Source organism: Streptomyces sp. NPDC055013 (assembly GCF_053608645.1).
In genome coordinates this window covers 100,524-119,957 of record NZ_JBSGVW010000015.1, presented here as the reverse complement: position 1 = coordinate 119,957, position 19,434 = coordinate 100,524, and the positions used below count along the sequence as shown (strand labels likewise).

Sequence of the window (19,434 nt, the reverse complement as noted above, 5' to 3'; positions counted from 1 at the left end):
CGAGGCCGAGCCTATGGGCGATCCCGGCTCAGCCGGCGCCGTCGGCTTCTGCGTCTACGGCATCCCCGGCGTCTTCGGCGAGTCCGACGGTGTAGACGTCCTTGACCTTCACCTCGGTCACCGCACGCCCCTCGGGGAACACCGCACGCCAGTCACCGATCACGTGCAACTCGTCGGTACCCATCGCCCGGACGACCATCAGGCCCTCGTCGTAGGCCCGGTGGGCCTTCCACCACAGGTTCACGAAGGCCTGGGAGCGGATCATGTGCATCCAGTCGGTGCGGTACAGCTCCCGGTTGTAGTTCGACTCCCCCAACGTCGAGACGAACTTCGAGTACATCGCCTTGACGTACTCCAACGTCACCTCGTCGTCCTCGGCGATCGCCCGGTCCCGGGCGTCCTTCAGCGCGACGCGGAACTTCTCCAGCAGGCCTTCCGTGGCCCCGGAGGTCCAGGACTCATGGATCTCCGGAGGGTCGCACAGCCCGTACTTCGGGCCCGCGAGGCGCAGCAGCATGCGCAGCGTCGGCTCGGTCACCCACAGCGGGCCCGGCTCGTCGCGGTTGCCGATCGGGTTGGGCAGGTAGGCGTCGTGCTCCCAGTCGGGCGGGTGATCAGGTGGACGCCGGCGCGGCGGCGGTCGTAGTGGTCACCGGTGGAGTGCTCCAGCTGGCCGATCGGCAGGTGCGTCTTGAGGGCGGACAGGTAGGCGCCGTTGATGTCGAGAGCGGTGATCTCGTGCTCGCCGGGCGGCAGTTCGGCGCGTGACCACTTGGGCCGGGCCTCCCAGATCTGGTCGGCACCGCGCGCCGACTGCTTGCGCAGGATGTCGGGCAGCCACGGGTGGGCGACGACGTCGTACCGGCCGCCTTTGCGGGTCTCGTCAAGCAACGCCATCGCATCCGGCATGGCCCGCTTCAGCAGCGCTGCGGTAGCCGCTTCGACGTCCCCGGCGTGCTGGGCGAGGGCGCCCGCGACGGCCGAGCCGATCAGGTCCGGGCTGTCGGCGGTCTTCAGCCGGCGGCCGACCGGCACGACCTTGACCCCGCGCGCCGCCGTGCCCTGCCCGCCGCCGGACGCCGGTTGAACGGGCCCGGCCGTGCCGCACTCGGCAGGGTCCAGGTGCTGCGGAAACCCGGCCACCTGATGCCCGGCGAGCTGCCCGCACAGCACACAGGGCCGGGGCACGGACAGTGCCTCGACATCGTCGGCATCGTCCGGGCCCGGGCCCGTCCGCTGCCCGGATTCCACCGTGGCCACGTCCGCCACCGCTTCCCCGTCCGGCAGCGGCTCCTCGTCATCACCGGGCTCCTCGACGGCAGCAGCCGCCAGCTTGGTCCGCGCTCCCTCAAGGAAGTACGCGTACTTCTCCCGCACTTCCCCGCTCGGGTCCCGTCCGGACTCCCACCCCCCGACCGTGGACGGGCTGACATTCAGGACCTGCGCGAGCTGGGCGCGCGAAACGCTGAGCTCTTTGCGCAGGGCACGCCGTTCCTCGGTGGGCGGCAGCGGGACCTCTTTCCTGGCCCCGGCGAGCAGGGCGTCGATCGCGCCGAAGTCCGTCATCGGACACCCCCGTCCGGCACGGCCGCCGCGCGCGCGGCGGGGGTGTGGCGCCCGGCAACGCGGCGGCGTCTCGTGGGCAGTGACTCCGTGGCCCTGGTGGGTCCGGCCAGGAGTTCGAGGACGTCGATGCCGTAGTGCGCGGCGACCGCGTCGCAGTCCGCCAGGCTCCATGCGGCGGTCCCGGACTGACGACGGCTCACCTGGGCCTGGCTCCTGCCCAACGCCACGGCAAGATCGGTCTGCGACTCGCCGGTCGCGTGCAGCAGGGCGGCCACGGCGGACCGTACTCGCTCGTCGAGACTCATAGCCATGGTGACGACTTTGCTGCCTACTGCTCATATTCTATGCGTGAATCGCATTGCGATTGATCCAATTCGCTGCTGATCGCGTCCCTCAGCACGTCGTGCCGCGGACCGAGCCTGAATCGCTCGTCACTCCATCGGTCAGCCGGATACAGCCATACCGGCTTGCTCACCAACTCGGTCGGCTCCCACTCGTACCGAGGCCAGACGTGGGCATGCAGGAACGGGTCCGTATTGCCGAGGATCTCCAGGTTGACCCGGCGGAATCCGGAGTCCAGGCGCCGACAGGCTCGCTCGACCGCTTCGCCGAGCCGGTCCATGTCGGAGAGATACGCCAGCCGTTTGGCCTTCGGCAGGTCGGAGAGCCGTTGAACACCGGGGTCAGCCACGAGGAGAACGGAGTAGCCCGGTAGGAACTGGACGTCGCCGATCACCGCGAACCCTGACCCGAGTCGCCGCAGCACTGTCGGATTCTCGCCGCGGAGAGCAGCCCCGATCCGATCCATCCGCCAATCGTCTGTCACCGCGAACCCTGATTCGAACCGCCGTGGGGTCTCCCCTATCCCCCCGTCGACTTCAGCCACTTCTCGCCGCCAAGTGGGAACTCGTAGGCCGGTCGTCCGTTGTTGCCGCTCGTCCGGAACGGCTTGCCGTTGTCGTCGACGACCAGCGTGCCGTTTCGGCCGCCGCTGGACCAGGTCAGCTCCAGATACCAGGTCACGTCGTACGCCGAGGCGTCGGCTGTGATTTTGAAGACCTCCGGGTCCGACTCGCTCACCTTGTAGGAGAAGTCACGCTGATCGGCCCCGGCCACGACGACCGGGCGCGCGGCGTCGAGGGCGACGGTGAAGGGACGTGTCGGCACACCCCCGCCGCAGCCGACGCCCATCACGTAGTCGTTCCAGGCCAGTGGCGTGTCCTTGCGGACCACACGGACCTCGAGGCCCTCGATCACCACGGTCTCCTTGCCGGTGCCCTGGACGGTCAACGTCACCAGTTGCTCCCCGGCCGTCACCGCCTTGTTCGCGCCGACCCAGGCCGGCGCGTCCTGCTCCACCGGGGGCGGGCCGATGTCCGTCGCGGGCCGGTCGATCAAGTAATGCTGGTAGCAGGGGTGTTCCCAGCTGTACGGGCGGACGTTCACGGTCAGCGGGGGCGTGGCGTCCGTCTTGTCACCACCGTCTGCGCTGCCGTTGGGCCCGTTCTTCGTCGGGGTTGCGGAGGACGGGGAGTCCCTCTCGCCCGGCGTGGCGCCGCGCGAGTCGGACGGCGACGACTGCGGCGAGGCCTTGGTCGGTGGGGCGGCGACATCCTTCGAGGCGGCGGCACCGACGCTGCCGCCCCGGTCGTCGTCGCCCTGGCTCCCGTCCGACGGCAGATTCATGGCGAGCGCGGCGGCCCCGAGAACGGCGGCCACCGCGACACCGGCGACCAGGGCGGTACGGCGGCGAGGGCGGGCCGGGTGGGTGCCGTGAAGGGGACCGGCGACGTCCTCGGGCACGACGACCACCCCGTCACCGGAGGTGCTCGGCGCATCCGGCCCAGGAGGAATCACGCCTGCCTCGGCGGGGCTCTCACCGGCCCTCGCAGGGCCGGCCCCGGCCTCGCCAAAGCCCGAACTCGCCTCCGCCACCCCCTTCCTCCCCCGCAGCGCATCGGCCAGCACCCACCGCCGATGCAGCTCCACCAGTTCCTCCGGCGAGGCCTTGCACAGCCGGGCCAGCCGCTCCACGGGCGCGTAGTCGGTGGGGACGGCATCCCCGTTGCAGTACCGGTGGAGCGTCGACGTGCTCATGTGCAGCCGTTTGCCGAGGACGCCGTAGCTGAGTCCCGAGCGGTCCTTCAACTGCCTCAGAAACGCCGCGAAGTCGGTCGCAGCAGTGCCTTCCGACACCGTTCCTCCATCCCCCGTGTCCCGTTCCCCCGTTCCAGGGAATGGACGTTTCTCCAGGTCAGATCCATTGCAGCCGTTCCAGTGTCCCTGATCGCCAACCGGAGGTGGCGGCCGGAACGGATCACCGGACAAGCTCAGGTCATCCAAGCACGTCGCTCCCGGCAACCGGTCGAGCGGATGCCTCCAAGTCCTTTGCACTGACAAGGAATCAGCCATGCGTACCTTCCGCCACGCCCGCCTTCTCGCCGCCACCGGCGCGGCCGTCACCGTCCTCGCCCTCACCGCATGCGAGAACGGCTCCGGCACCCGCGACGAAGGTGCCTCGCAGACGACCTCTCCGTCCGCGACGGCGGACGCGTCAAAGCCCGCGCAGGACCAGTCGTCCAGTCAGCCGGGGCAGAGCGCGGGCTCCGGGCAGCAGTCGGACCAGCCCTCGCAGCCGGGCAAACCCGCAGAGAACGGCACCAGCGGCGGAAGTGGCAGCGGCGCGAACGGGGACGCGAACGCCCCGGGGGACCTGACCATCTGCAACGGCTCCAACACCAGGACCACGGCCAAGCCCGTCCCCCGCCCGCTGAACCACATGCTGCTCACCGTCACCAACACCGGCTCGAAGCCGTGCGCCCTGATGTACTACCCGGTGCTCCGCTTCGACGAGATGCAGTGGGTGCCGCAGGCGTTCGACGACACCAAGCCGCAGGCCGTGCCGACGCTGGAGCCGGGCGCCTCGGGCTACGCGGGCGTCCGGCTCAGCGCGGCCGACGGCAGCGGCACGGGCGGCGACACCGCCCGCGCCCTCACGATCGCCTTCCAGGGCAAGACGCCGAACAGCTCCGGCGGACCGTCGGCCACGCCGCCCCTGCCGGCGAAGGGCGTCTACTACGACAGCGCCCTGAGCGTCACGTACTGGCAGACGGACATGGAGACGGCCCTCAACTGACGGATCACCCGCGCGACTTACCCGTCGCCGCGAACGCATCAGCACCGGCGAGGTCGAAGTCTCCGTGGTCGCTGCCGAGTCCCTGGGCCACCAGGGCCGCCGCGGCGCTGCCGAGGACGGCGGAGTCGTAAGGCGTGCGGCCCAGGCCCGTGCCGCGTACGAAGCCGGCCGAGAAGGCATCGCCGCAGCCGGTGGTGTCCACGACGTCGATCGCGAAGGCGGGCACCTTCTCGGTGCCCTCGGGGGTCACCAGCAGGGCCCCGTCACCGCCGCGGGTGACCGCGACCAGGCCGGCTCCGGCAGCGAGGAGCTTCTTCGCGCCCGTCACCAGGTCCTGCTCACCGGTGAAGCCGAGGACCTGGTCCTCGTTGGGCAGCATGTGGTCGACGTACGGCAGCGCCGACTCGATCTGCTCGAAACTCCCGAGGGCGCCAGGTGCGAGGAGGTCCACCGAGGTGACCACGCCGTGCTCCTTGGCGTACGACAGGACGCGCGTGGCGGTGTCGACGCCGATGAGTTCGGGGCCGCCGAGGTGGAGGTGGCTCGCCTCGGCGATCGCGTCCCAGGGCACGTCGTCGGGGCCGTACGTGATGTTGGCGCCCAGCAGGTGCAGCGAGGGCCGGTCGCCGTTGGGGCGGATGGGCAGGACGCTCGCGGAGGTGGGGGTGTCCGTGCGGCGGACGAGGAAGCGGGTGTCGATGCCCGCCGCGCCGAGCAGTTGGACGAGCATGTCCCCGGTGGGGTCCGAGCCGATCGCACCGGCGCTGCTGACGGACGCGCCGAGTTTGGCGAGGGTGAGCGCGGTGCCGCCGGCTGTTCCGGCGGCGGTCATCCTGATGTCCTCCACCAGGGTCGCGCCCTGGCCCTCGGGGATCGCCTCCACCGGCCGCACCAGCACGTCCAGCACATGCACGCCCATCGTGACGACCTTCATCGGTGTCCCTCCTGCACGGGTGGTACGGGGTGGGTGGTGCCGTAGTTCCGGGCGAGCGCGGCCTCGATCACCGCGAGTTGCTGGTGTTCGTCGAGCACGCGGGGCTTTCCGAGGGCGGCTGCGTGCTGGTACACGCCGCACGCCCACTCCAGCAGCAGTGCGTGCTCGACCGCCTTGGCCAGCGTGGCAGCGTGGGTGACCGCCCCGTGGCTGGCCATCAGCGCGGCGCTACGGCCCTCCAGCGCCGCCACGACGGACTCGGCGAGCTCCGGTGTGCCGAACGTCGCGTACGGCGCCACGCGCACCGAGCCGCCCAGGCTCAGCAACTGGTAGTGGATGCAGGGAAGTTCGTCGAGCACGCAGGACAGCGCGGTCGCCAGCGGGGCGTGGGTGTGGACGACCGCGCCGGTGCCGTAGCGGCGGTAGACACCGAGGTGCAGGTCCAGTTCGGAGGTGGGTTCCAGGGTCCCGGCCACGATGCTTCCGTCCAGGTCGACCACGGTCACCTGGTCGGCCGTCAGTTCCGCGAGCACCGCGCCCGTGGCCGTGATCGCGACAAGGTTCTCGACCCGCGTGCTGACGTTGCCGGCCGTGCCGATGAGCAGCCCCTCCGCCCCCAGGCGACGGCACGCCTCGGCCACGGCCGCGCGCTCCTGACCCAGCGCTGGGCTTGAGTCGGTCATGTACGCGACGCTAACGTAAACCTGAAACAATGTCACGTTCGGTTTCGGAGGCCGCACATGGGCGATCCCGCCCCGCAATCCGACGGCGGCACATGGCATGTCCAGCTGCGCCGCACTCCCCAGCAGGCGCGCAGCAAGGCCCGACTGGCACGCGTGCTCCAGGCCGCGGAGCGTGTTCTGGTCGACGAGGGCGTCCCGGCGCTGACCACGACCCGCATCGCCGCCGAGGCACAGGTCTCGGTCGGTTCGCTGTATCAGTACCTGCCCGACCGCGACGCGATCATCGATGCCCTCGCGGCCGGGTACTTCGCCCGGCTCGAGGGCGCCATGGACGATCTCGTACGCGCCGCCGCGGCCGAGCAGTGGGACGACCCCGTCGGCGTCCTCATCGACGCGTACGCCGCGATCTATCGCACCGAGCACGGCTTCAGGGCCCTGTGGTTCGGCAGCATCCTCACCGAACAGACCCGGGCCGCGGACCGTGAGCACAAGCGCCGTATGGCGGACGGAATCCGGCGCATCCTGCTGGTCCTCGGCGTCGCCCAGGACGACGAGGCGCTCGGCCGGGCCTGCCATGCCGCGATTCTCGCCGCCGACGCCCTTACGCAGGAGGCCTTCCGCCGTGACCCCGAGGGCGACCCGGGGGTGCTCGACGAAGCCAGGCTCATGCTGCGGGGATACCTCACCGGTGTCGCGGCCCGCTATGAGGGGCCGTAGGGCATATGAAGAGCCGTAGGGCAGGTGACGGACAAGGTCCGGCGCGCGGGACCCGGCAATGCCTGCGGCGTCGGAGTGCGACTCTGACATCCTGGCTGTGTGCCGAAACCGTCTCCTGTCACCCCAGATGCCCCCGCCCACATACACACCCCGCTCCTCACCCAGCAGTGGCTCGACCTCGCCTTCATCCACTGGGCCGTCGAACCGGACGTCGTGGCGGGCCTGCTGCCGAAGGGCACCGTTCCGGACACCCATGACGGAGTCACGTATGTCGGGCTCGTCGCCTTCCGGATGCATCGGGTCGGCTGGCTGCGGCTGCCCGGAGTGCCGTATCTCGGGACGTTTCCCGAGACCAACGTGCGCCTGTACTCGGTGGACGCACACGGGCGGCGCGGCGTCGTGTTCCGGTCGATGGACGCGTCCCGGCTGATTCCGGTGGTGATGGGGCGGGTCGGATTCCGGTTGCCGTATCTGTGGTCCCGGATGGCCGTGCGTTCGGCCGGCGACACGGTCACGTACACCAGCTCCCGTCGCTGGCCGGGGCCGCGCGGCGCGGCCAGCCGCATCACCGTACGCACCGGTGAGCGCATCGAGGAGCCCACCGAGCTGGAGCACTTCCTCACCGCGCGCTGGGGCATGCACAACGCCTTCTTCGGCGGTCCCGAGCCGCTGGCGTACCTGCCCAACCACCACCCGCGGTGGCCGCTGTACCGTGCCGAGCTGGTCACCTGCGAGGAGAACCTGATCACCGCGGCCGGGCTGCCCGCCCCGAGCACCGCCCCGGTCAGCATCCTGTACTCCCCCGGTGTGCCCGTCCGTCTGGGCCGCCCGGCGCGGCCGGCGGGCATCCCCACGCCATGATCGGCGGATGACGGCAGCGGCACTCCCTGGACGGAGCTCCGAGCCCGCAAAGCCCAGGGGGCCCGGACCGGGATGACCGGTCCGAGCCCCCTGGAAGTATCGGCGTCAGACGCCGTTACGGGGTGTCCGTCCGCACCTTCACTCGGCGCGGCGCCTCGTGCGCATGAGCAGCAGGAAGCCGCCCATCAGGAGCACGGCGCCGGCCGCGGCCGGCCACAGCGACGTGCCCGTCTCCGCCAGGTCACCGCTCCCGACCGCTTGTGGCTCCGTCCCGGAACCGCTGCCGGAGTCGTCGCCGACCGCGGCGGGCTGGGACTGCTCGGGAGTGCTTCCCGAGCCGCCCTGTGCCTGGCCGCCCTCGGCCTGGTTCGCCGTGGGGGTGCCGTCGGCCTTGGGCGCCACCGTGCTCGACAGGGTGGGCTTGCCGTCCTCCTCCGCCGGTTCGGTCGCGGGGTCCTGCGTCGCAGGCTCGTCCGTCGCGGGCTTCTCGGTCGCAGGCTTCTCCGTCGCGGGCTCCTGCGTGGCGGGCTCGTCGGTGGCGGGATCCTCGGTCGCCGGCGCGTCGGTCGGCTTGTCCCCGTCGTCGCCGGGCTCCGGCTTGTCGTTGCCGGGGTCGTCGTTCCCGCCCGGCGGGGTGGTGGGGGCCTGCGTCGGCTCCTCGGTCGGCTCCTCGCCGCCCGGCTCGCCGCCGTCGCCCGCTCCGGCGCCGCACTTGCGGCCCTCGTTGATGCAGTCGACCATCTCGCCCATCAGGTCCTCACTGAAGACGTTGATGAAGTCGCCGTGGTCGGTGACCGGCTTGTGCAGCTGTTCGGGGAAGGAGTCCACCGCGAACAGCGGGGTCGTCTTCCCGCCGTCCTGGAGGCTGGGCGCGTCGACGTCGTACACGATCCGCTGCACCAGCTGCGGAATGGCCTTGAACCCGTTCGCACAGCTGCCATCGGCCGCCGCGAACGCCACGTGGGTGCGGTGGTTGGCGCTGTCGATGTTCTGGCCGTCCCAGCAGCTCTGGAACTTGAAGGTGCGCACCACGTCACTGCCCTGCGGGCACAGCGGGTACTTGTCCTTCAGCTGCCGGTCCTCGAAGCCGGTGCAGCTCCAGGAGGCGTTGGCGTTGGCGGTGCCGTTGACGAACGCCTTGGCGTCGCCGGTGATGATGCGCAGCAGGCGCGGCATCTCGGCGACCTTGCTGCGGGGGTTGCCCACGAAGTCCAGCGTCACTGCCTTGGGGGTGACGATCTCGCCGGCGTTGCCCTCGATGCCACCGCCCGGCGAGTTGGCGTCCTGTTCCTGCGTTCCGTTCTGGAGCCGGATCACGGGCCAGTAGTACGTGGACTTGTCGCCCTGGTCGACGCAGCTCGTCTCGGCGTTCGCCAGGTCCTCGTCGCTCGCGAAGGCGTCGTTGGACTGGTTGCCGATGTAGTCGTGGAAGTGGTGGGCGCCGTTGGAGACGCCGGGGGCCACGATGACGTTGTCGGAGTTGAACAGGCCGTTCTCGTTGACGCCGCAGCTGGTGGCGAAGGTGCCCCGGGAGGCTCCCTTCTGCGCAGCCGGGTTCGACACGTTCGGCTGGACGGACTTGATGTCCACGTAGTCCGCGGCGACCGGGCCGTTGCCCGCCTGTCCGCCGTTGCCCTGCTGGTCGCCGTTCCCGGGCTGCTGGTTGCCCTGGTCGGCGCCGTCCTGGTTGTCGCCGCCCTGTTCCTGGTCGCCGGCGTTGCCGTCCTCACCGGTGCCGTTGTCCGCGGCGCGCAGCGTGCAGGCGGCGAGGGAGTCCAGGCCTTCGGGCCGGTCTCCCACGCGGTCGACGGCGACGGCGATCCGCTCGATCGTCGCGGCCCGCTTGTCCTTGAGCGGATTCATGATCGCGCTGTCGGCGAACCCGGCGTCCTGCTGGACGGCCTGAGCCGACTCCTGCAGCCGCTGGTAGGCCTCGGCTATCTGCTGGTCGAGGAGCGCGAGTTCCTTCGCGACGTCCTCCCGTGCTCCTTCCGGCACGTCCGTCAGTTCGCTGCCGACATCCGGGCAGTCGATCGTGCCGGCCGGGGTGGACAGCGTCCGGGCGGGATCTGCTCCGCCGTCCTCGGTGGCCGAGGCATAGACGTTGGCCGCGACCAGGCCGCCGCCGCCCAACATCAGCGCGACCGCTGCAAAAGTCGCGCGCCGTGCGCCCGTGGGGCGTCTTCGCGTGCTGCGTCCCAAGGAAGTACTCCTACGCCTCGTGATCGGTCAGGGCATGAAAATCCCCCAGTCCAATACGGAGACGGGTCGCGTTGTGTTCAAACGCCTCACGGATTCACAGAAATTTCTCACAACGAGGGTAAACACCCTGGTCAGTGTGGGGTGTTGGGAGAGACTGCCGTTCAGGTCAGCCCATCAGACCGGCGGCGAGCGTGGCCCCGAGCTCCCAGCAGGCCTCGGTGTCCGCCTTGGTGGGCTCGCCCGTGACGGTCACCGGATTCGCCGCCCGGCGCCAGCCCAGGCCCGTCGTGATCGAATCGATCGCCCGTACCGCCCCGGTGACGTCGCTGCCACCGTGCACGTAGTAGCCGAAAGGCCGGCCCTGGGTCGCGTCCAGGCAGGGGTAGTAGACCTGGTCGAAGAAATGTTTGAGGGCTCCGGAGATGTAGCCGAGGTTCGCCGGGGTGGCGAGCAGGTAGCCGTCGGCGGCCAGCACGTCGGAGGCCGTGGCCGACAGTGCCGGCCGGCGCACGACCTCGACGTTCTCGATCTCCGGGGCCGTGGCACCGGAGATGAGGGCTTCGAGCATGGCCTGGCAGTTGGGCGAGGGCGTGTGATGCACGATCAGCAAGGTGGGCACATCCGAACCCTGCCGGGGTGCCCGTTCGTGACGCAACCCTGACGTGCGGAGTGTTGCCCTCAGTGCTCGGGGATGACGGTATTGACCCTGGCGACCGCGGCCGACAGATGCTCCTGAACCTCTTCGGGCAGCGCATCGCCCTTGACCGCGGTGACCAGGTCACCCGCCAAGGAGTGCAGTTTGGTGTTGGTGTTCTGGGAGGCCGTGACCAGTACCGTCCAGGCGTCCTCGGAGCTCAGGCTGAACGAGGCCATCAGGATTCCGCGGGCCAGGTCGATGGTGGGCCGGGTCTGCATCGCCCGGCGCAGTTGGGCGACTTCTATCCGCAGATCGTTATGGGCGCCCTCGGGCGCCTCCGGGTCCTGGGCGTACCCATCGACCGCGGCATGCCCGTCCGGGTCGAGCCGGCCGAACAGCGAGTGCGTGCCGGTCAGGGAGAGCAGGCGGTCGACTGCCGTACTGGTTGCGTGGATCGCGACCGTCTTGCCCTGCTCCAAGGCGAAGTGGCGCATGTTGAGCAGGATGTTGAGGGTCGAGCAGTCGCAGAAGGAGACACCCTCCAGATGCAGGTCGATGCCACGGACCGAGCGGTTCAGCGCTTCACGAAGGACGCCCTGGAGTCGCTCACTGCTGTCGAGGTCGAGCTCTCCGGAGACCTTCACCATGACCCTGTCGCCATCCGCGAGGACGGTGGTGACCAGCGGACACGACGAAGCCACCGCCGGTTCGCCGTCGTGGTTCACAGGGTCGGCAGCACCCCTGTTGGAGGGCTGTGCAGAGGACGCGAGCTCGGGCATGACCGCCTCTCTCTCAGCTACTCCCCGTCTCGCTCCAAGAGTGAACCCGAACCGCGGAACACGTCAACAGATACATGAAATTGAGTGCGTGTATTTGTATTCGTGAACGCCCAGCCCTACTCTTGGGGCATGGACGGAGTCCCTGAGCCGCACATCGGATGGACGTTTCTGACGAACCATGCCCGCGTCCTCGCGGCCATCGCCGACAACCCGAACGTGCGGATCCGGAACATCGCCGCGCACTGCCGGCTCACCGAGCGCGCTGTCCAGAAGATCATTTCCGACCTGGAGCAGGACGGTTATCTGTCCCACACCCGCGAGGGACGCACCAACACCTACCGGATCGAGGCCGGCAAGGTGCTGCGGCACCCCGCCGAGGCCGGACTGCCGGTGGCCGAACTGCTCTCGCTGCTCGTCCAGGCCGAGGCCGGCCACATCTCCGCCCCGGAGCAGCTCAGGACCGCGCGCCCGCGGATGCCCGTGGACGGCGGTTGACCCGCGGAGGGTGGATGGCTCGCGGACGGTGCCCGCTCCGCCGAGGGCTGACGACCGGCTGACGGCGCGTGCCCCACGAAAGGCACATTGTCCGCTGACGCGCTTGTCCCGCGGAAAGCGCATTGTCTGCCGGCGGCGCGTACCCCTGGAAGGGCGTATGACCTGCGGATGGCGTATGAGCTTCGGATGGCGCGTGCCCGGGTGCAGATGACATGACTCGGCCATGGCGGGCGGCCGGTCGCCTGACTCGGCCGCCCGGGAAGCACCCGGTGGCCCGGCCTCAGCACAGGACGCGCAGTGCTCCCGGCAGAACCCTGACCGTGACCGGCAAGGTGGCCTCCACCTCGCCGTCCGCGCCGTAGGGCACCTCACGGTCGGCCGCGATACGGATCTCCCTGCCCCGCAGGATCTGCACCTCGGGGCGACGCACGTGGGCGCCGGTCTTGAGTTCGTTCATCAGGGCGAAGAACAGCCGGCGCGGCGCCTCGCGGATCATCACGACGTCCAGCAGACCGTCGTCGACGCGGGCGTCGGGGGCGATCAGGCGGCCGGATCCGTAGTAGCCGGAGTTGGCGGCCACGACCGTGTAGCCGGTGTGCAGATGTTCCTGGCCGTCGACGGTGACGCGGTAGCGCGCGGGGCGCCAGGTGGTGACGGCGCGCAGGCCGCCCGCGTAGTAGGAGGCCGAGCCGCGCAGCAGCGTGGCCTCGTTGGCGTGGCGGTTGGCCAGGGCGTCGACGCCGGCGTACACGCTGCCGAGAACCACCGTGCGGTCGTGCACGGCCGACTCGACCTCGATCGTGTCGACCTGCCGGGGTTCGTTGTGGAGCAGTACCTCGGCGAGGGCGGCGGGCTCGGTGGGCAGGTTCAGCGCCCGGGCGAAGTCGTTGCCGCGGCCGGCGGGGACCAGGCCGAGCAGGGCTTCGGTGCCGCTGAGGGCCCCGCCGACACCGCCGGCGATTCCGTCGCCGCCGACGGCGAGCACCACCCGGCCCCGCTCCCCGGCGTCACGGGCCAGTTCCTGCGCGTGGGCCAGGCTGCGGCTGTACTCGGTTTCCAGGTCGGCCCCGGCCTCCCGCAGCGGCCTGGCCACGTTCAGCAGTGCGGCAGCTGAGGCGGATCCGCCCGCCGTGGGGTTGACGATGGCGGTGAACTGTCGCATCGGGGGTGCCTTTCGGGCCGACGGGAGGGTGCTGCCGGAGGCGGGCGGAGGAGGTGGATGAGCGGGAGGGGTGAAACGGTGCGGTGAGGTCAGTCGAGGGGCAGGAGGACCCCGGGGTTGAGCAGACCCTGCGGGTCCAGTCGGCGCTTCACCGCCTGCAGCGCCTCGATGCCGAGGGGGCCCGCCTCGCGGACGTACCAGTCGCGGTGGTCGGTGCCCACGCCGTGGTGGTGGCTGATGGTGCCGCCCGCGGCGAGGATCGCCTCGTTGGCTGCGTGCTTGGCCTTCTCCCAGTGCACCACCGGTTCGTCGCCCTGCGCCGAGACGACGGTGAAGTACAGCGAGGCACCGTTCTCGTAGACGTGGGAGATGTGGCACATGATCAGGGGCGGGGTGCCGGCCTCGGTGAGGGTGGTGGACAGGGCGTCGCGGACGGAGGCGTACAGCTCGGGCACGCGTGACCAGAAGGTCGCCGTCTCCAGCGTCTCGACGAACGCCCCGGCGTCCAGCAGGGAGTCCCGCAGGTAGGGGGCCGAATAGCGGCCGTGCGCCCAGCGCTGTCCGGGTTCCTCGCCCAGGGGGGTTCCGCCGCAGTCCCGAAGGACGGCCGACGCACGCTCCCGGCAGTACGAGGTGTCCTCGTCGGTGCCTTCGTAGCCGGCGATCGCCGTGCATCCCGGGGACTGCTGCCCGTCGACGGCGGCCCCGATGGCGTCGGGCTGGGCGAGGCCGATCAGCGTCTCGGTCTCGTCGGACAGTCGCAGCACCGTCGGGCGCGGGCCGTCCTGGGCGAGGCGGCGCAGCGCGGCGGCGCCCGCCTCGAAGGAGTCGAAGCGCCAGCCCTCGTACACGCGGGTCGCCGGCACGGGACGGATCCGCACGGTGACGGACGTGATGACGCCGAACGCGCCCTCCGAGCCGAGCACGAGCTGCCGCAGGTCGGGGCCGGCCGCCGAGCGAGGCGCGCGGCCCGTGTCGAGGGTGCCCTCGGGGGTGGCGACGGTCAGGCCCAGGACCATCTCGTCGAAGCGGCCGTAACCGGCGGACGCCTGGCCGCTGGAGCGGGCGGCGGCGAACCCGCCGATGGTGGCCCACTCGAAGGACTGGGGGAAGTGGCCGAGCGTGAATCCCTGTTCGGCCAGCAGCGCCTCGGCCTGCGGTGCGCGCAGCCCGGGCTGCAGGGTGGCGGTGCGGGAGACCGGGTCGAGGGCGAGCAACTGGTCCATGCGGCGCAGGTCCAGGGCGATGAAGGGGCCGCGCCGGGCGGGGGCGAGGCCGCCGACGACGGACGTACCGCCGCCGAACGGGACGACGGCCAGGCCGTGTTCGGCACAGGCGCGCACCGCCGCGAGCACGTCGTCGTGGCCGGCGGGGAGTACGACGGCCGCGGGGATGTCGTCGACTTCGCCTTCGCGCATGCGGAGCAGGTCGGGGGTGGACTTGCCGCGCGTGTGCCGGATGCGGCTCTCCGCGTCGGTGCGGACGTGCTCCTCGCCGCCGACCGCGGCGGACAGGGCCTGGAGTGCGGCGGGTTCGAGTCCCGGCTCGGGTACGGCGATGTCCGTCAGGGCGACCGCCTCGGCGGTGCGCGGCTTGACGCCGAGCCAGTCGCGCAGCAGCCCGGTCACGGTCTCGGGCAGCGGCGCCGCCTTGGCCGGGTCGCCCCAGCCGCTCCACAGCATGTCCATTGGCTGTTGTCCTCACCGGTCGATTCGAGCGATGCCGTGTCCCGGACGGCCCCGCAGGCGTTACACTGTGACACATGACGCCTATTCGTCACAACCACTCGGACAGCGACGCGGTGCTCGACGCGGTACGCGACTGCGTCCTGGCCGTCGGAGTCCGCCGTACGACGCTGACCGACGTGGCCCGCCGCGCGGGTGTCTCGCGGATGACGCTCTACAGACGGTGGCCCGATGTGCGCTCCCTGGTGGGCGACCTCATGACCCGGGAGTGGGTCGCGGTCGCCACCACGGCCATGCCCGAGCGGCGGCCCGGCACCGACGCGCGCGGTCTGATCGTCGACGGGCTCGTGACCGGGGTGGATGCCTTCCGCGCCCATCCGCTCTTCCGGAAGATCGTCGACGTCGATCCGGAACTGCTGCTCCCCTACGTCCTCGACCGCCGCGGCGCGAGCCAGCAGGCCCTTCTCGCCCTGCTGGCCGACGGCCTGCGCGAAGGCCACGCCGACGGGTCGGTACGCGCCGGCCATATCGAACGGCAGGCACGGGCCCTGCTGCTGATCGTCCAGTCCTTCACCCTGTCCCTGCGGACCATGACCGACGAGGACGACGCCGACCTGAGCAGTGAGGCCTTCCTGGCGGAACTGCGCAGCATCCTGGAAAGGACCCTCACGCCATGAGCCCCGCCACTCCCCCGGTTCCCGGATCGTCCCTGTCCGCCGCCCGGCGCTCACGCGAACTGGCCGAGGCCGTCGGCGGTCCGGCCGTGGACGTCCTGGTCGTCGGGCTGGGCGCGACGGGTGCCGGGGTCGCGCTGGACGCCGCGGCCCGCGGTCTGTCGGTGGTCGCCGTCGATGCCCACGACCTGGCCTTCGGCACCTCGCGCTTCAGCAGCAAGCTCATCCACGGCGGGCTGCGCTATCTCGCCTCGGCACAGCTCGACGTGGCCCACGAAAGCGCCGTGGAGCGCGGGGTGTTGATGGAGCGAACCGCACCGCATCTGGTGCGGGCCCAGCCCTTCGTACTGCCCCTCACCCCCCTGGTCTCCCGGGGCCAGTCCGCCCTGGCCTGGGCCGGATTCCGCGCCGGTGACACGCTGCGCCTGGCGGCCCGCACGGCCCGCGCCACCCTCCCCGCCCCGCGCCGGCTCTCCGCGGTGGAGACACGGCATCTCGCCCCGGCCCTGCGCACCCAGGGTCTGCGCGGCGGCCTGCTGTCCTGGGACGGGCGGCTCACCGACGACGCCCGACTGGTGACCGCGATCGCCCGCACCGCCGCCGCACGCGATGCACGCGTCCTGACCCGTGTCAGGGCTCTGGAACTCACCGCGTCCGGCGCCCGCATACGTGACGAACTCACCGGCGAGGAAGGCGAGATCAGGGCCCGCGCCGTGATCAACGCGTCCGGCGTCTGGGCGGGCGACCTGGTGGAGGGCATCCGGATCCGCCCCTCACGCGGCACCCACCTCGTCCTGCGCTCCGACCGCCTCGGCCCCCTGCCCGCAGGGCTGCACGTCCCGGTCCCCGGCGAGACCAACCGTTTCGTCCTTGTCCTGCCCCAGGGCGACGGCCGCGTCTATGTCGGGCTCACCGACGAGCCGGTCGAGGGCGACATCCCCGACGTTCCCGAGGTCCCCGAGACGGACATCGGCTTCCTCCTCGACGTCCTCGGCTCCGTCCTGGACCTGCCCGTCCAACGCGACGACGTCGTGGGCGCGTTCGCGGGCCTTCGCCCCCTGCTGGACACCACTCCGACGGCACGCTCCGGCGCGGCCCCGCGGACCGCCGACATCTCCCGTCGGCACGCGGTGGTGACCTCGCCGGACGGCGTGATCACCGTGGTCGGCGGCAAGCTCACCACCTACCGGCGCATGGCCCAGGACGCCGTCGACGCGGCCGTCACCGCACGCCGACTCACCGCGGGCCCCTCCCCCACGGCCACCCTGCCCCTCGTCGGCGCCGCGTCACCGGCCACCCTCGGTTCCCTCCAGGCACCGCACCGCCTCATCCAGCGCTACGGCACCGAGGCTCCGGCCATCCACGCGCTCGCCGCCCAGGATCCCCGCCTGGCCGAACCCGTGCTGCCGGGGCATCCCGTCACCAACGCCGAACTGCTGTGGGCCGTGCGCCACGAAGGCGCTCTGGACGAGGCCGACCTGCTGGACCGGCGTACCCGGATCGGGCTGGTGCCGGCCGATCGTGCGGCGGCGCTGGAGGCCGTGCGCCGGGTCTGGTCCGACGTGTCCGCCTGAGGACGCGGTACGTCAGGCGCCGGTCCGCCGAAGCCGCCACACGTGGTCGTCCCGGAAGCCCTCCAGCCCCTCGGGTGACTCGCTCGGCTTGCGTACCGTCTCCAGCGTCTCCACGCTCCAGCCGGCCTCCGGCAGGGCGAGTTCGTCGAGGACACCCTGCGGGGTGGGGAACTCCGCGTCGAAGGGCGGCTCGGTCTGCCAGGACGGCCAGCCGGCGTGCATGACGATCAGCAAGGTGCCGCCCACCGCGACCGCCGCTGCGGCCTGCCGCAGAACGCGCTGCTGGTCCAGGGCGACCGGTGACTGCAGGAACTGCGCGTTCACCAGGTCGAAGGAGCCCTCGGGGAACGTCTCTCCCAGCACGTGCCGTTCCCAGGACGTTCGGTCGCTCACGCCTGCGTCGGCGGCGTGCAGGGAGGCGCGTTCCAGAGCCGTGTGCGCGATGTCGACGCCGGTGACCCGCCAGCCGCGTGAGGCCAGCCACACCGCGTCGCCTCCTTCGCCGCATCCGAGGTCGAGCGCGCTGCCGGTTGCGAGGTCGGCGGCCTCACGCACGAGCAGCGCGTTGGGGCGGCCGCTCCACAGACGCCCGTCGCGGTCGCGGTAGCGGGCCTCCCAGAACTCGGCGGCCTGCACTGCGGATGTCTCGGTCATGGCGCCTCCCGTATGCACAGATGTCGTGGTGGGACACGAGCAGCGCGAGGCTTCCCGGTCCACGCTGACGAAGCCTGCGGGAGGCCTTGGCGGGAGACAAACAGTGTTGCCGGTTCAGCAAAGCCAGGGGTGAGCGACCACAGAACTACGACCTTGGTCCCGGTGCACCTGAGCCCGCGGCCCGATCTACCGGACCCGCGCTCCGCCTAGCCTCACACCATGCGTATCGGACTACTTGGCACCGGCAACGTCGCACGAGCACTGGCCCATGGATGGAGTGCCGCAGGGCACGACGTATTACTGGGTTCACGCAACCCGAAGGAACGCACGGACCTCGGCCTCCCCGTGGCGGGCTTGAGCGAGACGGCGGCCCACGCGGAGGTTCTGGTCAACGCCACCCCCGGGACCGTCTCCGTGGAACTGCTGCACTCGATCGGGGCACCGGCGCTGGCCGGCACCTTGCTGATCGATGTCGGGGTCGGCCTCAGCGACGACTACAGCGAACTCTCCCATCCCAACAGCAGCCTGGGTGAACAGATCCAGGAGGCCTTCCCCCTGACCCCCGTCGTCAAGACACTGTGCACCATGGACGCCACCGTGATGATCGCGCCGAACGATCTCGAGGGCGCGAGCACCGTCTTCCTCTCCGGCGACGACGCCGAGGCCAAGCGGACCACCGGCCGACTGCTCACCGACCTCGGCTGGGCCCCGTCGTCCCAACTCGACATCGGCGGCATCCGCACCGCGCGCGGACAGGAGCACTTCGCGTTGCTCTTCATGGGGATCGCGGGCGGCGTGGGCGCGCACATGTTCAACATCAAGGTGGTCACCCGCGCCGCCGTCGAGTAGGTCACTCCTCCGGCGCCTCCAGCCAGAAGCCCGCGCGCGTGCGCCAGAGGTCGAGGAGTGCGGTGTCGCCCTCGGTTTCGACGGCGGGTGCCGGCCGGCGGTAGAAGTACAGGAGGAGGTCGGTCACGGGGCCGCGTGCGGTCGCGGTGGCGTCGCCGGGTCCGGGGTGCCAGACGGGGTGCCTGCCCGTGAGATCGACGAGCCATTCTCCGGCGTCGGTCGCGTCGAAGTGGAGCCTACGGTCCGGGCCGAGCAGGTCGGGCAGGTCCGGACCCGGCTCGAACGCCTCGGGGAACGTCGAGAACTCCAGCCATTCCTGCACCGCGTCGACGGCGAGGTCGCCATCGAGCGCGAACTCCGCCCCCGTCGCCAGGGCGGCGTCGGCCCGGTGCAGGGCGGTCTCGTAGGTCATGCGCCGGGCCCAGAACACCACCGGCGCCGACCGCTCGTCGGACGGGTTCCACGCCTGCGCGGCGGGGCCGGCTGCACGGAGGGCGGTACTGAGCCGTGCCGCGCCTTCGGCGAGCCACGGGAGCAGGAACTCCTCGACCTCTTGGGTGTACGGGGTCAGGTCGTTCACGCCGTCGTCGGGGATCGGACCGGTGGCGCGGGTCCGTACGATCTCCTCGGGCCAACGATGGTCGCCGCCCACGTGCCGCAGCAGCTGGCCGAGATTCCAGCCGGGGCACGAGAGCACCGGGGAGTCCATCGCCGCGCCGCGCACATGGGCGGTGAGCTGCTCGGTCTGGGAGACGATCGCGTCGCAGTAACGGTCGAAGGTCAGCGAGGTCATCGCCTCATGATGCCGCAGGGCCGGAATCCGATT

Annotated in this window: 19 protein-coding genes and 1 pseudogene; 7 read left to right on the top strand and 13 right to left on the bottom strand. The window is 71.0% G+C overall.

The features are described 5' to 3' along the window. Window positions 1-28 precede the first annotated feature (28 nt). From ACWGDB_RS20805 to ACWGDB_RS20790, 4 genes and pseudogenes are all read right to left on the bottom strand, one after another. Window positions 29-1,566: pseudogene (locus ACWGDB_RS20805) on the bottom strand (helix-turn-helix domain-containing protein). After that, the gene (locus tag ACWGDB_RS20800) at window positions 1,563-1,877 is read right to left on the bottom strand and encodes a helix-turn-helix domain-containing protein (RefSeq protein WP_453823743.1); all 315 of its coding nucleotides are present in this window, start codon (window positions 1,875-1,877) and stop codon (window positions 1,563-1,565) included. Before ACWGDB_RS20800 ends, ACWGDB_RS20805 begins: the two are co-directional and overlap by 4 nt. Window positions 1,878-1,894: 17 nt before the next feature. Next, a complete protein-coding gene (locus ACWGDB_RS20795; protein WP_453823742.1) occupies window positions 1,895-2,392 on the bottom strand; it encodes an HIT family protein in 498 nt (165 codons plus the stop codon). A gap of 35 nt (window positions 2,393-2,427) precedes the next feature. Next, entirely contained in the window at window positions 2,428-3,762 is a 1,335-nt protein-coding gene (locus tag ACWGDB_RS20790; RefSeq protein WP_453823741.1) for a helix-turn-helix domain-containing protein, read from the bottom strand. Window positions 3,763-3,976: 214 nt separating this feature from the next. Here ACWGDB_RS20790 and ACWGDB_RS20785 point away from each other — a divergent pair, with 214 nt between their 5' ends. Beyond that, window positions 3,977-4,702 (top strand): DUF4232 domain-containing protein, encoded by a 726-nt coding sequence (locus tag ACWGDB_RS20785; protein ID WP_453823740.1) that lies wholly within the window; start codon window positions 3,977-3,979, stop codon window positions 4,700-4,702. Window positions 4,703-4,706: 4 nt separating this feature from the next. Here ACWGDB_RS20785 and ACWGDB_RS20780 read toward each other — a convergent pair whose 3' ends face one another. Then, window positions 4,707-5,636 (bottom strand): carbohydrate kinase family protein, encoded by a 930-nt coding sequence (locus ACWGDB_RS20780; protein ID WP_453823739.1) that lies wholly within the window; start codon window positions 5,634-5,636, stop codon window positions 4,707-4,709. Next, a complete protein-coding gene (locus ACWGDB_RS20775; protein ID WP_453823738.1) occupies window positions 5,633-6,319 on the bottom strand; it encodes a class II aldolase/adducin family protein in 687 nt (228 codons plus the stop codon). Before ACWGDB_RS20775 ends, ACWGDB_RS20780 begins: the two co-directional genes overlap by 4 nt. 57 nt (window positions 6,320-6,376) lie before the next feature. Here ACWGDB_RS20775 and ACWGDB_RS20770 point away from each other — a divergent pair, with 57 nt between their 5' ends. Both ACWGDB_RS20770 and ACWGDB_RS20765 read left to right on the top strand, forming a co-directional pair. Further along, window positions 6,377-7,036 carry a TetR family transcriptional regulator gene (locus ACWGDB_RS20770; protein WP_453823737.1) on the top strand — a complete coding sequence of 220 codons (660 nt, stop codon included), beginning with the start codon at window positions 6,377-6,379 and terminating at the stop codon, window positions 7,034-7,036. A gap of 99 nt (window positions 7,037-7,135) precedes the next feature. Then, complete coding sequence (locus tag ACWGDB_RS20765) at window positions 7,136-7,897, top strand: YqjF family protein (protein ID WP_453823736.1); 762 nt, start codon at window positions 7,136-7,138, stop codon at window positions 7,895-7,897. Between the two features lie 138 nt (window positions 7,898-8,035). Here ACWGDB_RS20765 and ACWGDB_RS20760 read toward each other — a convergent pair whose 3' ends face one another. From ACWGDB_RS20760 to ACWGDB_RS20750, 3 genes are all read right to left on the bottom strand, one after another. After that, complete coding sequence (locus ACWGDB_RS20760; RefSeq protein ID WP_453823808.1) at window positions 8,036-10,033, bottom strand: DUF1996 domain-containing protein; 1,998 nt, start codon at window positions 10,031-10,033, stop codon at window positions 8,036-8,038. Between the two features lie 232 nt (window positions 10,034-10,265). Next, window positions 10,266-10,718 carry a flavodoxin family protein gene (locus ACWGDB_RS20755; protein ID WP_328429991.1) on the bottom strand — a complete coding sequence of 151 codons (453 nt, stop codon included), beginning with the start codon at window positions 10,716-10,718 and terminating at the stop codon, window positions 10,266-10,268. A gap of 59 nt (window positions 10,719-10,777) precedes the next feature. Further along, window positions 10,778-11,515: an ANTAR domain-containing protein gene (locus ACWGDB_RS20750; RefSeq protein ID WP_453823735.1), complete on the bottom strand. Its 738-nt coding sequence runs from the start codon at window positions 11,513-11,515 to the stop codon at window positions 10,778-10,780. A gap of 129 nt (window positions 11,516-11,644) precedes the next feature. On the opposite strand from ACWGDB_RS20750, the gene ACWGDB_RS20745 reads away from it, so the two are divergent. Then, window positions 11,645-12,010: a helix-turn-helix transcriptional regulator gene (locus ACWGDB_RS20745; RefSeq protein WP_453823734.1), complete on the top strand. Its 366-nt coding sequence runs from the start codon at window positions 11,645-11,647 to the stop codon at window positions 12,008-12,010. Window positions 12,011-12,290: 280 nt separating this feature from the next. Here ACWGDB_RS20745 and ACWGDB_RS20740 read toward each other — a convergent pair whose 3' ends face one another. Together ACWGDB_RS20740 and ACWGDB_RS20735 are read right to left on the bottom strand one after the other, a co-directional pair. Continuing rightward, entirely contained in the window at window positions 12,291-13,172 is an 882-nt protein-coding gene (locus tag ACWGDB_RS20740) for a YegS/Rv2252/BmrU family lipid kinase (RefSeq protein ID WP_453823733.1), read from the bottom strand. An 89-nt stretch (window positions 13,173-13,261) separates the two neighbouring features. Further along, the gene (locus tag ACWGDB_RS20735) at window positions 13,262-14,860 is read right to left on the bottom strand and encodes an FAD-binding oxidoreductase (protein WP_453823732.1); all 1,599 of its coding nucleotides are present in this window, start codon (window positions 14,858-14,860) and stop codon (window positions 13,262-13,264) included. 74 nt (window positions 14,861-14,934) lie between these two features. Between ACWGDB_RS20735 and ACWGDB_RS20730 the strand changes: the two genes are divergently transcribed. Together ACWGDB_RS20730 and ACWGDB_RS20725 are read left to right on the top strand one after the other, a co-directional pair. Continuing rightward, window positions 14,935-15,534 (top strand): TetR/AcrR family transcriptional regulator, encoded by a 600-nt coding sequence (locus tag ACWGDB_RS20730; RefSeq protein ID WP_453823731.1) that lies wholly within the window; start codon window positions 14,935-14,937, stop codon window positions 15,532-15,534. Further along, a complete protein-coding gene (locus ACWGDB_RS20725) occupies window positions 15,531-17,105 on the top strand; it encodes an FAD-dependent oxidoreductase (protein WP_453823730.1) in 1,575 nt (524 codons plus the stop codon). The genes ACWGDB_RS20730 and ACWGDB_RS20725 overlap by 4 nt, the downstream gene beginning before the upstream one ends. A gap of 12 nt (window positions 17,106-17,117) precedes the next feature. Here ACWGDB_RS20725 and ACWGDB_RS20720 read toward each other — a convergent pair whose 3' ends face one another. Next, entirely contained in the window at window positions 17,118-17,759 is a 642-nt protein-coding gene (locus tag ACWGDB_RS20720) for a class I SAM-dependent methyltransferase (protein WP_453823729.1), read from the bottom strand. A 219-nt stretch (window positions 17,760-17,978) separates the two neighbouring features. Between ACWGDB_RS20720 and ACWGDB_RS20715 the strand changes: the two genes are divergently transcribed. Beyond that, window positions 17,979-18,608: an NADPH-dependent F420 reductase gene (locus tag ACWGDB_RS20715; protein WP_453823728.1), complete on the top strand. Its 630-nt coding sequence runs from the start codon at window positions 17,979-17,981 to the stop codon at window positions 18,606-18,608. 1 nt (window position 18,609) lies between these two features. Here ACWGDB_RS20715 and ACWGDB_RS20710 read toward each other — a convergent pair whose 3' ends face one another. Beyond that, window positions 18,610-19,401, bottom strand: a complete 792-nt coding sequence (locus ACWGDB_RS20710) for a maleylpyruvate isomerase family mycothiol-dependent enzyme (protein WP_453823727.1) — start codon at window positions 19,399-19,401, stop codon at window positions 18,610-18,612. Window positions 19,402-19,434 lie beyond the last annotated feature (33 nt).

Coding starts and splice junctions, on each gene's coding strand:
- ACWGDB_RS20800 (WP_453823743.1), bottom strand. CDS start 1,877: ATGGCTATGAGTCTCGACGAGCGAGTACGGTCCGCCGTGGCCGCCCTG.
- ACWGDB_RS20785 (WP_453823740.1), top strand. CDS start 3,977: ATGCGTACCTTCCGCCACGCCCGCCTTCTCGCCGCCACCGGCGCGGCC.
- ACWGDB_RS20780 (WP_453823739.1), bottom strand. CDS start 5,636: ATGAAGGTCGTCACGATGGGCGTGCATGTGCTGGACGTGCTGGTGCGG.
- ACWGDB_RS20775 (WP_453823738.1), bottom strand. CDS start 6,319: ATGACCGACTCAAGCCCAGCGCTGGGTCAGGAGCGCGCGGCCGTGGCC.
- ACWGDB_RS20770 (WP_453823737.1), top strand. CDS start 6,377: ATGGGCGATCCCGCCCCGCAATCCGACGGCGGCACATGGCATGTCCAG.
- ACWGDB_RS20760 (WP_453823808.1), bottom strand. CDS start 10,033: ATGTTGGGCGGCGGCGGCCTGGTCGCGGCCAACGTCTATGCCTCGGCC.
- ACWGDB_RS20750 (WP_453823735.1), bottom strand. CDS start 11,515: ATGCCCGAGCTCGCGTCCTCTGCACAGCCCTCCAACAGGGGTGCTGCC.
- ACWGDB_RS20745 (WP_453823734.1), top strand. CDS start 11,645: ATGGACGGAGTCCCTGAGCCGCACATCGGATGGACGTTTCTGACGAAC.
- ACWGDB_RS20740 (WP_453823733.1), bottom strand. CDS start 13,172: ATGCGACAGTTCACCGCCATCGTCAACCCCACGGCGGGCGGATCCGCC.
- ACWGDB_RS20735 (WP_453823732.1), bottom strand. CDS start 14,860: ATGGACATGCTGTGGAGCGGCTGGGGCGACCCGGCCAAGGCGGCGCCG.
- ACWGDB_RS20730 (WP_453823731.1), top strand. CDS start 14,935: ATGACGCCTATTCGTCACAACCACTCGGACAGCGACGCGGTGCTCGAC.
- ACWGDB_RS20725 (WP_453823730.1), top strand. CDS start 15,531: ATGAGCCCCGCCACTCCCCCGGTTCCCGGATCGTCCCTGTCCGCCGCC.
- ACWGDB_RS20720 (WP_453823729.1), bottom strand. CDS start 17,759: ATGACCGAGACATCCGCAGTGCAGGCCGCCGAGTTCTGGGAGGCCCGC.
- ACWGDB_RS20715 (WP_453823728.1), top strand. CDS start 17,979: ATGCGTATCGGACTACTTGGCACCGGCAACGTCGCACGAGCACTGGCC.
- ACWGDB_RS20710 (WP_453823727.1), bottom strand. CDS start 19,401: ATGACCTCGCTGACCTTCGACCGTTACTGCGACGCGATCGTCTCCCAG.